Below are 15,457 nucleotides of genomic sequence, written 5' to 3'. Positions count from 1 at the left end.
CCTACGAGGGATCGAGCTCGACGACGACGCCGCCGATCTCGACCTCGTCACCGGGTTCGAAGCCGGCCCGCTCCAGCGCGCCGATCACGCCCATGCGCCGCAGCCGCGCCTCGACGAGCGCCGCCGCCTCCTCGTTCTCGAGGTCCCAGCGCATGATCAGGCGATCCACCGAGTCGCCCGTGACGATCCACCCGCCGTCCGGACCGCGGGTGATCTCGAAATCCTGCGACTTCGCCGGACGGAAGACCTGGAACTCGGCCACCTCGTCCTCGCCCGACCCCGCCGGCTCAGGGTCGGCCACCGGCACCCGCTCGAGCAACACGCCACGCAGTTCGTCGAGCCCCAGCCGCGTCGCGCTCGAAGTCACCAAAACGGGGAACGCGACCCGCGAACGCCACTCGACCGCGGCGGCCTCGGCCACCTCCGGCGTGACCAGATCGGCCTTCGACAGGGCCAGAATCCGCGGAAGTCCGGCCAAGCGCGGGTCATGCTCGGCCAGCTCGCGCTCGATCACCTCGAAGTTGCGCTCCGGATCGGACCCGTCCAGCGGCGCGAGGTCGAGCACGTGCACGAGCAGGCGGGTGCGCTCCACGTGCGCGAGGAAGTCGTGGCCGAGGCCGGCCCCGCCCGAGGCGCCCTCGATCAGGCCCGGGATGTCGGCAAGGATCAGCTGGCGGTCGTCGGCCTCGATCGTTCCCAGCACCGGCTGCAGGGTGGTGAACGGATAGGACGCGATCTTCGGCTGCGCGCGCGTCATCACCGACAGCAGCGACGACTTGCCCGCGTTGGGGAGCCCGACCAGGCCGACGTCGGCCAGGAGCTTGAGGTGCAGCTCGATGAAGCCCTCCTCGCCCGGGAGGCCGCGCTCAGCCAGCCGCGGCGCCTGCCGCGTCGCCGTCGCGAAGGTCTTGTTGCCGCGCCCACCGGACCCGCCCGTGGCGATCGTGGCCTCCTGGCCCGGCCGGACGAGGTCGTAGCGGCGGCCGTCCCAGCGCTCGATCGTGGTTCCCGGCGGGACCGGGATCACCAGGCGGTCGCCGTCGGCCCCGGACATCAGCTTGCCCATCCCGTGGCCGCCCCGCCCCGCCTTGAACTGGCCGCGGCGGCGGAAGGACTGCAGGTCGCGGAGGGAGTCGTCGCAGCGCAGCGTCACGTCTCCGCCGCGACCGCCGTCGCCACCGTCGGGGCCGCCCTTGGGCACCCGGGACTCGCGCCGGAAGGACATCGACCCATCGCCGCCCCTCCCGGCCTGGATCTCGATTCGTGCGCGATCGGCAAGCATTCGTGTGCGATAACGATAGGAGCCATGGATCGCGTCTTCCTGATCGCCGGCGCCTCGAGCGGAATCGGCGCCGCCACCGCCCGCCTCGCCGCCGAGGCCGGCTACCGCCTCGTGCTCGGCGCTCGCTCGGAGGACAAGCTCACCGAGCTGACCGACGAGCTCGGCGGCATCGCCGTCCGCTGCGACGTCACCCACTACCCCGACCTGGAGGCGATGGTCGAGCGCGCGCGGACCACCTTCGGCCGGATCGACGTCGTGTTCGCCAACGCCGGAGTCGGCCACCCGCGCGGCTTTGAGGCCGGTGACCCCGAAGCCGCCAAGGCGATGGTGCTGACCAACGTCTACGGCGTCTACGCGACGATCCGCGCGACGGCGGCCGCGCTGCGCGCCACGAAGGGTCACCTGGTGATCACGTCGAGCATCGCCGGCCGGAGAGCGCTGAAGGGCTCGCTGTACTCCGCGACCAAGTTCGCCGTGACCGGGATGGCCGAGGCCGCCCGCCAGGACTTCAACGGCACCGGCGTCCGGACGACGCTGATCTCCCCCGGAATGGTCGAGACCGACGGCTTCAGCCACGACCTCGAGGACACCTTGACGGCGCAGGACATCGCGCGCACCGTGATGTTCGCCGTCGCGCAGCCGCCCCACATGGACATCAACGAGATCCTGATCCGGCCGACGGCGCAGGATTCGTAAACAGATCATCCCTTTGGTGGATGGCACCGTGACGCTCACTCCATAGCGTCGCCCATGTGCTCGAGGACGTCTTCGCCGCCGCCCATGCCGCTTGTCTGGACGAAGCGATCGCCGCGGAGGCGACCCGCCGCGTCCTGGTCGCGCATCGCGACGGCGAGCGCGAGGACCTCAAGGCGCGCGGCGCCCTGCTCGCCGCCCACCGGGCACCCCACTACGCCACGATGGCCCCGCAGGACCGCGACGCGGTCGTGCTCGCCCGCGCGCTCGGCTGGAAGGCGGACCGGATCGCACGACAGCTGGGCACGACGCCCGCCGATGTCAGGGCGCGGATCGGCCGCGGGCTGCGAACGCTGCTGCCTCAGCCCGGTTGCGTAGGCGCAGCTTCTCCAGCACGTGACGCACGTGCGTCTTGACCGTCGCCTCGCTCACGACGAGCCGCTCGGCGATCTCGCGGTTGCGCAACCCGCGCCCGAGCAGCTCGAGCACCTCGCGCTCGCGCACCGACAGCTCGTCGACCGGTGCATCGGCGGACGCCATCACCACCGGCGGCCCCGACCCCGCGCCCAGCACCGCCGCGACGAGCTCTCCGGGCGGCATGTCCTTGAGCAGGTATCCCGCCGCACCCACGCGCAGGGCGCCGCGGACGTCCAAAGCGTCCTCGGAGACCGTGAGCATCAGCACCTCGACGCCGGGCACCCGCGCGCGGATCGCCGCGCACGCCTCGACCCCGCCGATGTCCGGCATCCCGACATCGAGCAACGCGACGTCGGGCACCAGGCGCGCCGCCAGCTCGACCGCCTCCCGCCCGCCGGAGGCGAGCCCGACCACGTCGATCCGCGGGTCCGCGGCCAGCAGGGCCGCCGTTCCCTCGCGCATCAACCGGTGATCGTCGGCGATGATCACGCGCACCGGCGTAGTATCGCGCCGTGATCGCCCCGGAGGTCCTGAGCGGGCTCGCCGCGGTCTCCCGCGTGTCGCGGGCGCTCGTCGGCACCGACGAGCTGCCGGTGCTGGCCGCGGCCGCGCTGGAGGAGATGCGCGAGGCGCTGCGCCTGCACAACGCCGCGCTCTACCTCCCCGACGCCGACGGCGCGCCGGTGCTGCGCCGCTACGTCGGCGAGGACGTCGCCGAGGAGCTCTCCTTCAGCGAGGAGGCGTGGCAGCTGGCGATCGCCTCCGGCGCGCCGATCGTCCTGCGCGAGGCCGCGTCGTGGCTGGTGGAGAACCCGTTCGCGCCGCCCGCGGCCAACTGGATGATCCTGCCGCTGGTCACGGGCGAGCGGGAGATGGTCGGCGCCGTGATCGCCAGCTCCGCCGAGACGATCCGGATCGACTCGCTCAGCGGGACGGTGCTCACCCTGCTCGGGCTGCAGCTCTCGGCCGGGATCACCACCGCCCGCCTGCGGCGTGAGCTGCTGGTCGCGGCGATGGAGCGCGAGCGTCGCCAGCTCGCCGCCGAGGTCCACGACGGCCTCGCGCAGTACCTGGCGGTCGCGCGCCGTGAGCTCGCGCTCGAAACGCCCGACAAGGAACGCCTGACCGAAGCCGTCGAAGCCGCCCACCGGCTCGTCCGCGCCCGCCTCAGCGACCTCTCCCGCGACGCCCCCGCCGACCTGCGCCAGGCGATCGAGGCCGCCGCCCGGCGCGCCCGCGCGACCGTCCACGTCAGCGGCCACGGCGAGGCCGGACCGGAGGCCGTGACGCTCGCCGCCCGCATCGTCTCGGAGGCCCTGGCGAACGCCGACGCGCACGCGCACGCCCACCGCGTCAAGATCGTCTACGCCGCCACCGACGAGCGGCTCGAGCTGACCGTCCAGGACGACGGCGAGGGCTTCGACCCCGCCAGCGCCCCAGGCGTCGAGGACGGCCACCTCGGCCTGACCGTGATGCGCGAGCGCGCCCGCGGGCACGGCGGCGCCTGCGACATCACCTCCACCCCCGGCCACGGAACACTCGTCACCCTATGGATTCCGCTCTAGAAAGCGCTTTTCCCGGCGCTGCCTGCCCGCATGTCGCGGTCCTGTTGCCGACGCCCGCGGAGGTCGCGCCGACGCTCGCGTCCTTCTACGCGCTCGGCGCCAAGCGCAACGGCTGGCTCTTTCACCGCTCGCTCGCGGGCCACGCCGACACCGACCGCGCCAGCCTGACCGCGGCGGGGCTGGATGTCGCACAACTCGAGGCCGACGGGCGGATGGTGTTCTCAGAGATCGAGCTGACCATCAGCGTCGAGGACTACGTGCACGCGTGGGAGCCGGAGTTCGAGGCGGCGCTGGCCCGTGGCTTCGACGCGGCCTGGTGGGCGCGGTTCCCGATCGGCCCCGATGCCGAGATCATCGAGCGCTCGGTCGACTACGACCGCGCCTGGGACGACCACTTCCACGATCGTCCCTGCGTCTCACTGTGCCTGTTCATCGTCGGCGACCTCGAGCGCGACCACCGCGCCGCGCAACTCGCCCTCACCCACGACACAGTGCTGTCAGGGTGAGGAACTCGTAGGCGATGTTGGCCGCCAGCAGCGCCGTCGTCTGCGCGTTGGTGTCGTAGGCGGGCGCGACCTCGACGAGGTCGTAGCCGGTGAACGCCATCCCGCGCAGCGCCCGCACGAAGCCGATCGCCTCGTGCGGCAGCAGCCCGCACACCTCGGGCGTGCCGGTCGCGGGCGCGAACGCGGGGTCGATGCAGTCGATGTCGAACGAGAGGAACGCGGGACCGTCGCCGACCCGCGCGGCGACCCGTGACGCGTACTCCGCCGGCGTCCACGTCCGCAGCTCGTCGCACGGCACGATCTCAAAGCCCCAGGACCGCGGCTCGTCCAGGTCCGTGGACGCGTACAGCGACCCGCGCATCCCCGCCAACAGCGACCTTGCCGGGTCGATCAGCCCCTCCTCGAGCGCCCGCTTGAACGGCGTCCCGTGGAAGTAGCGCTCGCCGTAGTACTGCTCCCAGGTGTCCGCGTGGGCGTCCAGCAAGACCACGGCGACGGGCCCGTGGACCGCCGCGTGGGCGCGCAGCTCGCCGAGCACGATCGAGTGGTCCCCGCCCAGCGTCAGCGGCACGGCGCCCGCCCGCAGCACCGGCTCCAGCTGCGCCGCGATCTGGTCCGCGGTCCGTGACGCGTTACCGGGCGTCGTCTCCAGGTCGCCGAGGTCGGCGATCGACAAGGACCCGAACACGTCGACGCCCTGCGCGGGGTTCCAGGGGCGCAGGAGCAGCGACGCGTCGCGGATGCCGGCGGGCCCGAAGCGCGCGCCCGGGCGCATCGACGTCGCGGTGTCGAAGGGGACGCCGACGACCGCGACGTCGGCGCCCTCCGCCGAGGTCACGTGCGGCGCCCGCGCGAACGTGCGGATGCCGGTGTAACGCGGGGCCGAGCCCGCGTCGGGGATCTTGAAGCTCAATTGACCTCATTTCTCGGGTCCGGCAGCCCGGGCGCGAGGATCCAGAGGATCCGCGCCGCCCCGGCGGCGCGCCACGTGTGCGGAACCGCGGCGCCGAACGTCAGTGCGTCACCCGGGCCGAGCGCGAACGTCTCGTCCTCGAGCACGACTTCGATGTCGCCCTCGAGCACGAAGCAGACCTCGCACTCGCTGGGCATGGTGTACAGCTCCTCCCCGCCGGAGCCGCCGGCGGTCACGACCGTCTCGAGGACGGTCACGTGGCGCTCCTGCTCGGGGGTGATCAGGGTGTCGCGGACCGCGCTGGCCTTCGGCAGCCCCTCGAGCGAGGGCCGGTCGGCGTGCCGGACGACCGTCGTGCGCGGCATCGCGAACAGGTCCGCCATCGGGAGGCCGATCGCGTCGCAGATCGACACGAGATTCGCCACCGACGGCGAGGACGCGTCCCGTTCCACCTTGGACAGGAAGCCCTTCGAGAGCCCCGTGCGGGTCTCGACGTCGGCGAGCGAGAGCCGGCCGGCCTCGCGCGCGTGCCGCAGTCGCGCGCCGATGCGCACCGTGCCGTTCACGACACCGCCACGAGCTCGCGCCGGCTGGAGACCTCGGCCTGCTTCTCGCGCTCGACGTCGAGCGAGCGGGAGAGGTACCAGTAGACGCCGCCGGAGACGATCAGGCCGACGATCCACGCGATGTCGACGCCGTCCAGCGCCTTGGCCATGAAGCCGGTGTACGACCAACCGCCAAGGTCCGGCAGGACCATGAACGGGATCTCGGCGAGGAAGCCGACGCCGTACGCGATCAGCCCGCGACGGCCCCACGCGCCGTAGATCCCGTCGACCCTGAACAGATCGGTGATCGCGTAGTGCCCGCGGCGGACGAAGAAGAAGTCGACGAGGTTCGTCGCGGTCCACGGCACCAGCAGGTAGAGCATCAGGGTCAGCGAGGTGAAGACGGTGCTGACGGCGCTCGCAGAGATCGACTTGGCGATCACGAACCAGAACACCGCCAGGCCGAGGATCGTGATCACCCGCAGGCGCCGCGTCGGGTTGATCGGGCGCACCGAGTCGACCGCGGTCAGCACCGTGAGCGCGCCGCCGTAGGCGTTCATGCCCATCGTCGCCGCCAGCGCCGCGGCGGAGAAGAACGCCGCCAGGTCCCCGAGGCCGTCGATGACGTTGTTGCCGGCCGTCATGAGGCCCACCAGGCCGTCGTCGGCGCCCAGCGAGACCGCCAGCCAGGCGCCCAGCGCGATCAGCCAGATGGCGGAGGCGCTCGCCCCGAAGAACACCGAGGCGATGATCGAGCGGTTGGTCGTGCTGCGCGGCAGGTAGCGCGAGTAGTCGCTCACATAGGGCGCGTAGGTGATGTTGTACGCGGCGGCCGCGGAGAACTGGGCCATGAAGGCGACCAGGACGAAGCTGCCGTGGTCGGGCTTCCCGCCCCCGCCCGCGCCGAAGAGGATCCCCAGGGTCACCACCGTCATCAGCGGGAACGAGATGTAGAGCAGGATCCGGAAGATCTTGTGGACCCAGTCGTGGCCGTAGATCGCCAGCAGCGCGGCGCCGGCGGTGCAGACGATCGCGACCAGGTTGGCGTTCCAGCCGAACGCGCCGTTGAGCCCCTCGCCGAGCAGCACCTGGTCGGCGACGTTGAACGCCAGGTACGTGAACGCGGTGGCGAAGAGCGGGACGATCACGCCGCGATAACCGAACTGCGCGCGCGACTGGATCATCTGCGGCAGGCCGAGCGTCGGGCCCTGCGCCGCGTGGAAGGCCATGAAGACCGTGCCGGTCAGGATGCCGAGGATGCCGGCGAGGATCGTCCAGCCCAGCGAGAGGCCGAGCGACGGCCCGACGAACCCGATCGGGATCGAGAAGTACTGGAAGTTGCCGAGGAACCAGAGTGGAGCCTGGTGCCAGATCCGTCCGTGGCGTTCGGTCTCAGGGACCCAGTCGATCGAGCGCGCCTCGATGGCCATGCGTGATCTCTCCTATGCACCGTGTGGGGTGCATAGGAGTACACGATCGTTTCCTCTACGTCAAATCAGGCCTTCGCGCGTTTCCGCTTCGGCATCAGGTCCGTGATCGTCCCTTCGGCCTGCTCGGCGGAGAACCCGACGGTTTCGGAGAGCGTCGGGTGCGGGTGGATCGTCAGCGCGATGTCCTCGGCGTCGAGGCCCGCCTCGATCGCCAGGACCGCCTCGGCGAGCAGTTCGCCCGCGTTGACGCCGACGATGCCGGCGCCGAGGATCCGGTTCGTCCCGGGCTCGAGGATCAGCTTCGTCAGGCCGTCGGAGCGGCCCATCGAAAGGGCGCGGCCGGACGCCGCCCACGGGAACCCGGCGACCTCGACCTCCTTGCCCTCGGCCTTGGCCTGGGTCTCGGTGAGCCCGGTCCACGCGACCTCGGGGTCGGTGTAGGCGACGCTCGGGATCGAGCGCACGTCCCACGAGACGTTCTCGCCCGAGATGACCTCGGCCGCCAGCGAGCCCTCGTGCGTGGCCTTGTGGGCGAGCATCGGCTCGCCACGGACGTCGCCGATCGAGTAGATGTGCGCGACGTTGGTCTTCATCTGCAGGTCGGATTCGATGAAGCCGCGGTCGGTGACGTTCACGCCGGCCTTCTCGGCGGCGATGACCTTGCCGTTCGGCTTGCGGCCGACGGCGACCAGGATCCGGTCGAAGACCTCGGTGTGCTCGCCGAATTTCACCTTCAGTCCCTCGTCGCTCGCCTCGACGGACTCGACGCCGGTCGCCAGGTGGATGGCTTCGTAGCGCCCCTTGACGCGCTTCTCGAGCACGCGGATCAGGTCCTTGTCGGCGCCCGGGATCAGCTGGTCGAGCAGCTCGACGACGGTGACCTTGGAGCCGAGCGCGTCGTAGACCGTCGCCATCTCGAGGCCGATGATGCCGCCGCCGATGACCAGCAGCCGCCCCGGGATGCCGTCGACCTCGAGCGCGCCTGTGGAATCGACGATCCGTGAATCCTCGGGGAGGAACGGCAGCGACGCCGCCTCCGAGCCCGACGCGATGATGCAATTCTCGAAGCCGACGACGGTGTCTCCGACCTGGATCGTGTTCGGGGACGTGAACTCGCCGGTCCCGCGCACAACCTGCACCTTGCGCTGCTTGGCGAGCTGCTCCAGGCCGCCGGTCAAGCGCCCGACGACCTTGTTCTTGAACGCGCGGACCTGATCGACGTCGATCTTCGGCGCCTCGAAGGTGATGCCGGCCTCGCCGAGCTCGGCGGCCTCGGTCATGACCTTCGCGACGTGCAGCAGCGCCTTGGACGGGATGCAGCCGACGTTCAGGCAGACGCCGCCGAGCTGCTCGCCGCGGTCGATCAGGGCGACGCTCAGCCCGAGATCGGCGGCGCGGAACGCGGCCGTGTAGCCGCCCGGGCCGCCGCCCAGCACCGCGACCTGGACCTTGACGTCGGCGTCCGGGATGTCGGCCGCGGGCGCCTCGGGCGCCTTCGGTTCCGCCGGCGCGTCGGCGGGCGGCTTGGCGCCGTCCTGCGTCGCGGCGCCCTCGAGCGTGAGGATCACGGAGCCCTCGGCGACCTTGTCGCCGACCGCGACGGTGATGTCGGTGATCTTGCCCGCCGACGGCGACGGCACTTCCATCGTCGCCTTGTCGGACTCGAGCACGACCAGCGGATCCTCGACCGCGACCTCGTCGCCCACGGCGACGAGGATCTCGATGACGGGTACCGCGTCGAAATCCCCGATGTCCGGGACCTTGACTTCCATTACAGGAGCACCCTTCGCAGGTCGGACAGCTGGTTGACCAGGTGCGCGACGAAGCGCGCGGCGAGCGCGCCGTCGATCACGCGATGGTCGTAGGACAGCGAGAGCGGGACCATCAGCCGCGGCACGAACTCGGAGCCGTTCCAGACGGGCTTCATCGCCGACCGCGTGACGCCGAGGATCGCGACCTCCGGAGCGTTGACGATCGGCGTGAAGCTCGTTCCGCCGATGCCGCCCAGCGAGGAGATCGTGAACGTCGCGCCCTGCATGTCGCCGCCGGCCAGCTTGCCGTCGCGCGCCTTCTTGGACAGCGTCGTCAGGTCGGTGGCGATCTCGAGGATGCCCTTCTTGTCCGCATCCTTGATCACCGGGACGACGAGGCCGTTCGGCGTGTCGGCGGCGAAGCCGATGTTGTAGTAGCGCTTGAGCACCAGGTCGTCGCCGTCGAGCGAGCTGTTGACCACCGGGAACGCCTTCAGCGACGCCACGACGGCCTTCGCCAGCAGCGCCACCATCGTCACCTTGGCCTCGGACTGCTCCGTGTTGGTGCGCTTGCGGAACGCCTCCAGCTCGGTGATGTCCGCCTCGTCGTTGTGGGTGACGTGCGGGATCATCACCCAGTTGCGGGCCAGGTTCGGGCCGCTGATCTTCTGGATGCGGGTGAGCGGCAGGCGCTCGATCTCGCCGTAGCGCTCGAAGTTGACCTTCGGCCACGGGGCGAGGTTCAGGCCGGCGACCTCGGTCGAGCCGCCGGACGGCGCCGCCGCGGCGGCGGCAGGCGGGGCGGCCTCCTTCGGCTGCGGCTTCTGCACGTCCTCCTTGGTGATCCGGCCCTTGCGGCCGGTCCCGCGGATGGTCGAGAGGTCGACGCCGAGCTCACGCGCCAGGCGGCGCACGCCGGGCGAGGCGTACGCGGGCTCGACCCCGGTGCCGGCCTGCGGCGAGGCGGGAACCGGCGGTGCGGGCGGGGCGACCTCGGGGGCGTCCTGCTCCTCCTCCTGGATCGCGACCTCGACGTCCCGGGACGCCTCGGCGTTCTGGTCCTCCACGACGACGCCCTCGGGCGCGGGCGCGGCGCCGTTGCCGTTGCGGATCTCGAGCTTGAGGATCGGCGAGCCCTCTTTGACGTTGTCGCCGACGGAGACGTCGATCGCGGCGACCTTGCCCGCCGACGGCGATGGAACCTCCATCGTCGCCTTGTCGGATTCCAGTACCACCAAGGGATCTTCGGCCGCGACGGTGTCCCCCACCGCCACGAGCACCTCGATCACCGGTACTGCGTCGAAGTCCCCGATGTCCGGGACCAGGACCTGCTCGGTGCCAGCCACCGTCGCCTCCCTCAGATCTTCCACGGCGCGGGCCGCTCGGGGTCGATGCCGTACTTGTCGATCGCCTGCTTCGGGGCCGAGGCGTCGACCTCGCCCGTCTTGGCCAGCTCGGTCAGCGCCGCGAGCGCGACGTGGTGGCGGTCCACCTCGAAGAACGAGCGCAGCGTCTTGCGGTAGTCGGAGCGGCCGTAGCCGTCCGTGCCGAGCACGCGGTAGGGCGCGTCGACCCACGGGCGGATCTGGTCCGCGTAGGACCGCATGTAGTCGGTCGCCGCGATGACGGGACCGGGGCGGCCGGCCAGCTGCGTCTCGATCCAGGTCGGCTTGGCTTCCTCGCCCGGGTGCAGCGTGTTCCAGCGGTCGGCCTCCATGCCCTCACGCCGCAGCTCGGTGAAGGACGGCACGCTCCAGACGTCGGCCGCGACGCCGAAGTCGTCGCGCAGCAGCTGCGCGCCCGCGAGCACCTCGCGCAGGATCGTGCCCGAGCCCAGCAGCTGGAGCTTGGCGCTTTCGGCCGCCTGCAGCAGGTACATCCCGCGCAGGATGCCCTCCTCGGCGCCCTCGGGCATCGCCGGGTGCTGATAGTTCTCGTTCATCAGCGTGAGGTAGTAGAAGACGTCCTCCTGCTCGCTGATCATCCGGCGCAGGCCTTCGCGGATGATCACGGCGAGCTCGAACCCGTAGGTCGGGTCGTAGGAGACGCAGTTCGGGATCGTCGCGCTCACCAGGTGCGAGTGACCGTCCTCGTGCTGCAGCCCCTCGCCGTTGAGCGTCGTCCGGCCCGCGGTGCCGCCGAGCATGAACCCACGCGTGCGGCTGTCGCCGGCGGCCCAGGCGAGGTCGCCGATCCGCTGGAAGCCGAACATCGAGTAGTAGATGTAGAACGGGATCGTGGGGACGCCGTGGTTGGAATACGACGTGCCCGCGGCGATGAAGCTCGACATCGCGCCCGGCTCGTTGATGCCCTCCTGCAGGACCTGGCCGTGCTTGTCCTCGCGGTAGAACATCAGCTGGTCGCGGTCCTCGGGCGTGTACAGCTGGCCGAGCTGGCTGAAGATGCCCAGCTGGCGGAACATGCCCTCCATGCCGAAGGTGCGCGACTCGTCGGGCACGATCGGGACGACGTGCTTGCCGAGCTGCTTGTCGCGCAGGATCGTGCTCAGGATCCGGACGAAGCTCATCGTCGTGGAGACCTCGCGGTCCCCGGTGCCGTCGAGCTGGCTCTTGAAAACGCTCAGGTCCGGCGTCGGCAGCGGCTCGGCCTTGCGGCGGCGGGTGGGGAGCGAGCCGCCCAGCGCCGCGCGGCGCTCACGGATGAACTCCGCCTCCGGCGAGTGCTCCGGCGGCTTGTAGAAGCTGAGGTTCTTGACCTGGTCGTCGGTCAGCTCGAGCTCGAAGCGATCCCGGAACGCCAGCAGCGCCTGCTCGTTCATCTTCTTCTGCTGGTGGGTGATGTTCTGGCCCTCGCCGGCCTCGCCCATCCCGTAGCCCTTGATGGTCTTGGCGAGGATCACCGTCGGCGCGCCGTGGTGCTCGGACGCCGACTTGTAGGCCGTGTAGACCTTGCGCTGATCGAGACCGCCGCGGTTCAGGGCCCAGATCTGGTCGTCGGTCATGTCGGCGACCATCGCGCGCAGCTCCGGCTTGACGCCGAAGAAGTGCTCGCGGACGTAGGCGCCGTTGCGCGACTTGTACGTCTGGTAGTCGCCGTCCAGCGCCTCGTTCATGCGCGAGAGCAGGTGACCCTCGTGGTCGTTGGCCAGCAGCGAGTCCCAGCGGCTGCCCCAGATGACCTTGATGACGTTCCAGCCGGCGCCGCGGAAGTTGGTCTCGAGCTCCTGGATGATCTTGCCGTTGCCTCGCACTGGGCCGTCGAGGCGCTGCAGGTTGCAGTTGATGACGAAGATCAGGTTGTCGAGGCGCTCGCGGCCGGCCATCGAGATCGCGCCCAGGGATTCGGGCTCGTCCATCTCGCCGTCGCCCATGAAGGCCCAGACCTTGCGGCCGGAGGTCTCGGCCAGGCCGCGGCCCTGCAGGTACTTCATGAAGCGGGCCTGGTAGATCGCCATCAGCGGGCCGAGGCCCATAGACACCGTGGGGAACTGCCAGAAGTCCGGCATCAGCCACGGGTGCGGGTAGCTCGAGAGGCCGTTCCCGCCCACTTCCATGCGGAACTTGCGCATCTGCTCCTCGGGGATGCGGCCCTCGAGGAACGCGCGCGCGTAGACGCCCGGGCTGGAATGACCCTGCATGAAGACGAGGTCGCCGCCGTGCTTCTCGCCGGGCGCGTTCCAGAAGTGGTTGAAGCCGGTCTCGTAGAGGACCGCGGCCGACTGGTAGCTCGCGATGTGGCCGCCGAGCTCCGAGGAGGTCTTGTTCGCGTTGAGGATCGTCGCGATCGCGTTCCAGCGCACGATGCTGCGTACTCGCCGCTCGAGCGCCTCGTCCACGGGGTGAGCAGGCTCGTCCTGGGGCGGGATCGTGTTCAGGTAGGGCGTGGTGCCCGCGGGCGCCGGAGCGGCGCCGGTGAGCTGCGCGTGACCGACGACGCGTTCCAACAGGAACTGCGCCCGCTGGGGGCCGTCACTCGCGACGACGGCGTCGAGCGCTTCCAGCCATTCGCGTGTCTCCTGGGGATCTACCTCGACCTGCGATGCCATGTGCTGCTCCTGATCTCCTCGGTGCGGCCATTGTGGCTCATCAACCCTGCCGGGCGTTGTGGAAAACCCGTTCCATGATACGAAATGACATCGTACGGCATCATCCCGGCATGCTCGGGGTGAATCAGTACGGCAAGGCGGAGACCCATCTTGTCCGCGTGGTGCGTGACGGCGACGTGCACGAACTGCGGGATCTACTTGTCTCGGTGGCGCTGTCGGGGAACCTGGACGACGTCCACCTGCGCGGGGACAACTCCGCCGTGCTGGCCACGGACACGCAGAAGAACACGGTCTACGCGTTCGCGAAGGAGCATGGCGTGGGGACGCCAGAGGAGTTCGCACTGCTGCTGGCGCGGCACTTCCTGGATGGTGCGATCACCCGGGCGCGGGTGCAGGTGGTCGAGGTCGGGTGGGCACGTTTGGGCGATCACGCGTTCGTGCAATCTTCGCGCGAGCAGCGGGTCGCGACGGTGATCGCCTCGGGCGCGGACGCCTGGTTCGTGTCGGGCGTGTCCGAGCTCGTCCTTCTGAAGACCACCGATTCGGAGTTCCACGGCTTCCCGCGCGACCGCTACACCACGTTGACCGAGACGACCGACCGCGTGCTGGCCACGGCGGTCTCCGCGCGCTGGCGCCATGACGGGAGCGCGTCGTTCGAGGACGCGCGGGGCGCGCTGCTCGACACGTTCGCGGCGCATCACTCGCTCTCGCTGCAGCAGACGCTCTATGCGATGGGCTCGGCGCTGCTGTCGGCGTGCGGGTCGGTGCACGAGGTGCGTCTGTCGATGCCCAACAAGCACCACTTCGTCGTCGACCTGTCGCCCTTCGGTCTGGAGAACCCCAACGAGGTCTTCCACGCCGACGATCGCCCCTACGGGCTGATCGAAGGCGCCGTCGTCCGCGACGGCGCCCCCGATCCGGGTCCGGTCTGGGACCCCTACCCGCTGGTCTGAATCACCAGCCGCCGCTGCGGTTGGCGGACTGCGGCCCCAGGCCGAGCCAGTTCGCGACCGTCTCGAACGCCGAGTTCGGGATCGCGATCGTCACGGTCTGGGTCGTGGCCAGTCCGACCTGCATGCCGTAGCTCATGCCCTCCGTCCGCGCGGTCGTGACGGTGAAGTCCGGGTTCAGCTTGGCCGAGTAGGAATCGACGGTCTGGTTGATCCCCGGGTTGATCGGCATGTTGAGGTTGGCCTTGCCGGTGATGCCGGTCTGGTCGACCCTCAGCTCGCCGCTGACGAACCCGAGCCCGCCCTTGACGCTGGCGCCGGGCGTGGTCTGCTGCGCAGCCTTGCCCTGCCCCGCTGAGCCGAAAAACCCGGTCCCCTCGGCGGTGCCGAGCGTGATCGACGTGTACTGGCTGTCGTGCGCGAAGCCCACGGTCGCGCCGAGGCCAAGCGTCGCCGTCAGGCTCGTCGTGAAACCGTCGGGCTCGCTCGCGGGCGTGGTCGCCTCGGGCTGCGCCGCGGGCACGGTGCTCTCGGCGCCGGGCGAGGCGACGTCGCCCATCGGTGTGTAGGTCGGCCCGTCGTCGGCGACGGTCGTGGTCGCCGGCTCGGTGGTCGTGTCGGACGTCTCGGCGGGCGCGCTCGCGGGCCCGGCGTAGTCGCCCATCGCAGTCACGGCGGGCGGGTCGGCGGTCGTCGTGTCCGTGTCGGCCGACGGCGTCGACGTGTCCGCGGCCGGGCCGCCAACGTCGCCCATGGCGGTGACGGCCGGACCCGAGTCGCTGCACGCGGCGGGAGCCGCGTCGGCGGCGTCCTGCGGCGAGGCGATCGCCGGCTCGGCGGCCGGGGTCGACGTGTCCGCGGCCGGGCCGCCGACGTCGCCCATGGCCGTGACGGCCGGGCCTGAGTCGGTGGCCGTGTCCGAGGCGGACGTCGTCGTGGCCGGTGCCGCGTCCGCGGCGTCCGACGGCGACGAGATCGACGAGGACTCCTGCGAGGACGGCGAGCTGAAGCCGATCGACGTGTCCGTCGAGCTGCCGGTGCCCGACAGCTCGCCCGACGACCCGGACGAGCTCGCGGGACCGGCGGCGTCGGCGGCGTCGCTCGGCGAGGAGATCGACGAGGACTCCTGCGAGCTCGGCGAGCTGGACCCGATCGAGTCGCTCGTCGAGCTCCCGTAGCCCGACGTCTCGCCGGAGCTCGCCGTGTCGCTGGACGACGACACGGACGAGCTCTCCGACGGACCCCACCCGCCGGGTTCGGCGATGCTGATCGCCGGGGCGATCGTGCTTGCGGCCAGGGCCGCGGTGGCGATCGCCGCGATCGAGCGGCGTCGCCACGAATGCAGCCGCAACTCCCGAACGCGAGCGTCGAGCTCGTCTCGGGTCGGGCCGCGCTGAAT

At 70.7% G+C, this 15,457-nt stretch carries 15 protein-coding genes and 1 pseudogene; 6 read left to right on the top strand and 10 right to left on the bottom strand.

Features of this window, described 5'->3' with window-relative positions:
* Position 1: 1 nt before the first annotated feature.
* Positions 2-1,282: a GTPase ObgE gene (obgE, locus tag OM076_RS24515; RefSeq protein ID WP_270042725.1), complete on the bottom strand. Its 1,281-nt coding sequence runs from the start codon at positions 1,280-1,282 to the stop codon at positions 2-4.
* A gap of 24 nt (positions 1,283-1,306) precedes the next feature.
* Between obgE and OM076_RS24510 the strand changes: the two genes are divergently transcribed.
* Positions 1,307-1,978: an SDR family oxidoreductase gene (locus OM076_RS24510; protein WP_270042724.1), complete on the top strand. Its 672-nt coding sequence runs from the start codon at positions 1,307-1,309 to the stop codon at positions 1,976-1,978.
* Between the two features lie 35 nt (positions 1,979-2,013).
* On the opposite strand, the gene OM076_RS24505 is transcribed toward OM076_RS24510, so the two are convergent.
* Positions 2,014-2,190 carry a hypothetical protein gene (locus OM076_RS24505; protein WP_270042723.1) on the bottom strand — a complete coding sequence of 59 codons (177 nt, stop codon included), beginning with the start codon at positions 2,188-2,190 and terminating at the stop codon, positions 2,014-2,016.
* A gap of 9 nt (positions 2,191-2,199) precedes the next feature.
* On the opposite strand from OM076_RS24505, the pseudogene OM076_RS46920 reads away from it, so the two are divergent.
* A pseudogene (locus tag OM076_RS46920) lies at positions 2,200-2,271 on the top strand (hypothetical protein); the annotation flags it as partial.
* A 25-nt stretch (positions 2,272-2,296) separates the two neighbouring features.
* Here OM076_RS46920 and OM076_RS46300 read toward each other — a convergent pair.
* Positions 2,297-2,887, bottom strand: coding sequence for a response regulator (locus OM076_RS46300; protein ID WP_270042722.1), 591 nt, complete (start codon positions 2,885-2,887; stop codon positions 2,297-2,299).
* Between the two features lie 17 nt (positions 2,888-2,904).
* Here OM076_RS46300 and OM076_RS46295 point away from each other — a divergent pair, with 17 nt between their 5' ends.
* Entirely contained in the window at positions 2,905-3,957 is a 1,053-nt protein-coding gene (locus OM076_RS46295) for a sensor histidine kinase (protein ID WP_270042721.1), read from the top strand.
* A gap of 44 nt (positions 3,958-4,001) precedes the next feature.
* Positions 4,002-4,463 carry an MEDS domain-containing protein gene (locus OM076_RS24490; protein ID WP_270042720.1) on the top strand — a complete coding sequence of 154 codons (462 nt, stop codon included), beginning with the start codon at positions 4,002-4,004 and terminating at the stop codon, positions 4,461-4,463.
* Here OM076_RS24490 and speB read toward each other — a convergent pair.
* The 6 genes from speB to aceE all read right to left on the bottom strand — a co-directional run bounded on the left by speB (position 4,435) and on the right by aceE (position 13,108).
* Positions 4,435-5,376, bottom strand: coding sequence for an agmatinase (gene speB, locus OM076_RS24485; protein ID WP_270042719.1), 942 nt, complete (start codon positions 5,374-5,376; stop codon positions 4,435-4,437). The genes OM076_RS24490 and speB overlap by 29 nt on opposite strands.
* Positions 5,373-5,942 carry a helix-turn-helix domain-containing protein gene (locus OM076_RS24480; RefSeq protein ID WP_270042718.1) on the bottom strand — a complete coding sequence of 190 codons (570 nt, stop codon included), beginning with the start codon at positions 5,940-5,942 and terminating at the stop codon, positions 5,373-5,375. The genes speB and OM076_RS24480 overlap by 4 nt, the downstream gene beginning before the upstream one ends.
* Positions 5,939-7,351 carry a purine-cytosine permease family protein gene (locus OM076_RS24475; RefSeq protein WP_270042717.1) on the bottom strand — a complete coding sequence of 471 codons (1,413 nt, stop codon included), beginning with the start codon at positions 7,349-7,351 and terminating at the stop codon, positions 5,939-5,941. The genes OM076_RS24480 and OM076_RS24475 overlap by 4 nt, the downstream gene beginning before the upstream one ends.
* Before the next feature lie 65 nt (positions 7,352-7,416).
* Positions 7,417-9,123: a dihydrolipoyl dehydrogenase gene (gene lpdA, locus OM076_RS24470; RefSeq protein WP_270042716.1), complete on the bottom strand. Its 1,707-nt coding sequence runs from the start codon at positions 9,121-9,123 to the stop codon at positions 7,417-7,419.
* Positions 9,123-10,472, bottom strand: coding sequence for a dihydrolipoyllysine-residue acetyltransferase (gene aceF, locus OM076_RS24465; protein WP_372518075.1), 1,350 nt, complete (start codon positions 10,470-10,472; stop codon positions 9,123-9,125). Before aceF ends, lpdA begins: the two co-directional genes overlap by 1 nt.
* Positions 10,460-13,108 carry a pyruvate dehydrogenase (acetyl-transferring), homodimeric type gene (gene aceE, locus OM076_RS24460; protein WP_270042714.1) on the bottom strand — a complete coding sequence of 883 codons (2,649 nt, stop codon included), beginning with the start codon at positions 13,106-13,108 and terminating at the stop codon, positions 10,460-10,462. Before aceE ends, aceF begins: the two co-directional genes overlap by 13 nt.
* Before the next feature lie 110 nt (positions 13,109-13,218).
* Between aceE and pucL the strand changes: the two genes are divergently transcribed.
* The gene (pucL, locus tag OM076_RS24455) at positions 13,219-14,061 is read left to right on the top strand and encodes a factor-independent urate hydroxylase (RefSeq protein WP_270042713.1); all 843 of its coding nucleotides are present in this window, start codon (positions 13,219-13,221) and stop codon (positions 14,059-14,061) included.
* Position 14,062: 1 nt separating this feature from the next.
* Here pucL and OM076_RS24450 read toward each other — a convergent pair whose 3' ends face one another.
* Positions 14,063-14,941 carry a hypothetical protein gene (locus tag OM076_RS24450; RefSeq protein WP_270042712.1) on the bottom strand — a complete coding sequence of 293 codons (879 nt, stop codon included), beginning with the start codon at positions 14,939-14,941 and terminating at the stop codon, positions 14,063-14,065.
* Between OM076_RS24450 and OM076_RS24445 the strand changes: the two genes are divergently transcribed.
* Positions 14,940-15,236 carry a hypothetical protein gene (locus OM076_RS24445; RefSeq protein ID WP_270042711.1) on the top strand — a complete coding sequence of 99 codons (297 nt, stop codon included), beginning with the start codon at positions 14,940-14,942 and terminating at the stop codon, positions 15,234-15,236. The genes OM076_RS24450 and OM076_RS24445 overlap by 2 nt on opposite strands.
* The last annotated feature ends 221 nt before the right edge of the window (positions 15,237-15,457 follow it).

It is taken from the genome of Solirubrobacter ginsenosidimutans (assembly GCF_027587205.1).
Note: the sequence above shows the minus strand (reverse complement) of the source record. Positions and strands in the feature narration are given on the sequence as shown.

What these genes read in the sequence shown, in the direction of transcription:
- obgE (WP_270042725.1), bottom strand. Translation starts at nt 1,282, where the DNA reads ATGCTTGCCGATCGCGCACGAATCGAGATCCAGGCCGGGAGGGGCGGC.
- OM076_RS24510 (WP_270042724.1), top strand. Translation starts at nt 1,307, where the DNA reads ATGGATCGCGTCTTCCTGATCGCCGGCGCCTCGAGCGGAATCGGCGCC.
- OM076_RS24475 (WP_270042717.1), bottom strand. Translation starts at nt 7,351, where the DNA reads ATGGCCATCGAGGCGCGCTCGATCGACTGGGTCCCTGAGACCGAACGC.
- lpdA (WP_270042716.1), bottom strand. Translation starts at nt 9,123, where the DNA reads ATGGAAGTCAAGGTCCCGGACATCGGGGATTTCGACGCGGTACCCGTC.
- aceE (WP_270042714.1), bottom strand. Translation starts at nt 13,108, where the DNA reads ATGGCATCGCAGGTCGAGGTAGATCCCCAGGAGACACGCGAATGGCTG.
- pucL (WP_270042713.1), top strand. Translation starts at nt 13,219, where the DNA reads ATGCTCGGGGTGAATCAGTACGGCAAGGCGGAGACCCATCTTGTCCGC.
- OM076_RS24445 (WP_270042711.1), top strand. Translation starts at nt 14,940, where the DNA reads ATGGCCGTGACGGCCGGGCCTGAGTCGGTGGCCGTGTCCGAGGCGGAC.
- OM076_RS24450 (WP_270042712.1), bottom strand. Translation starts at nt 14,941, where the DNA reads ATGGGCGACGTCGGCGGCCCGGCCGCGGACACGTCGACCCCGGCCGCC.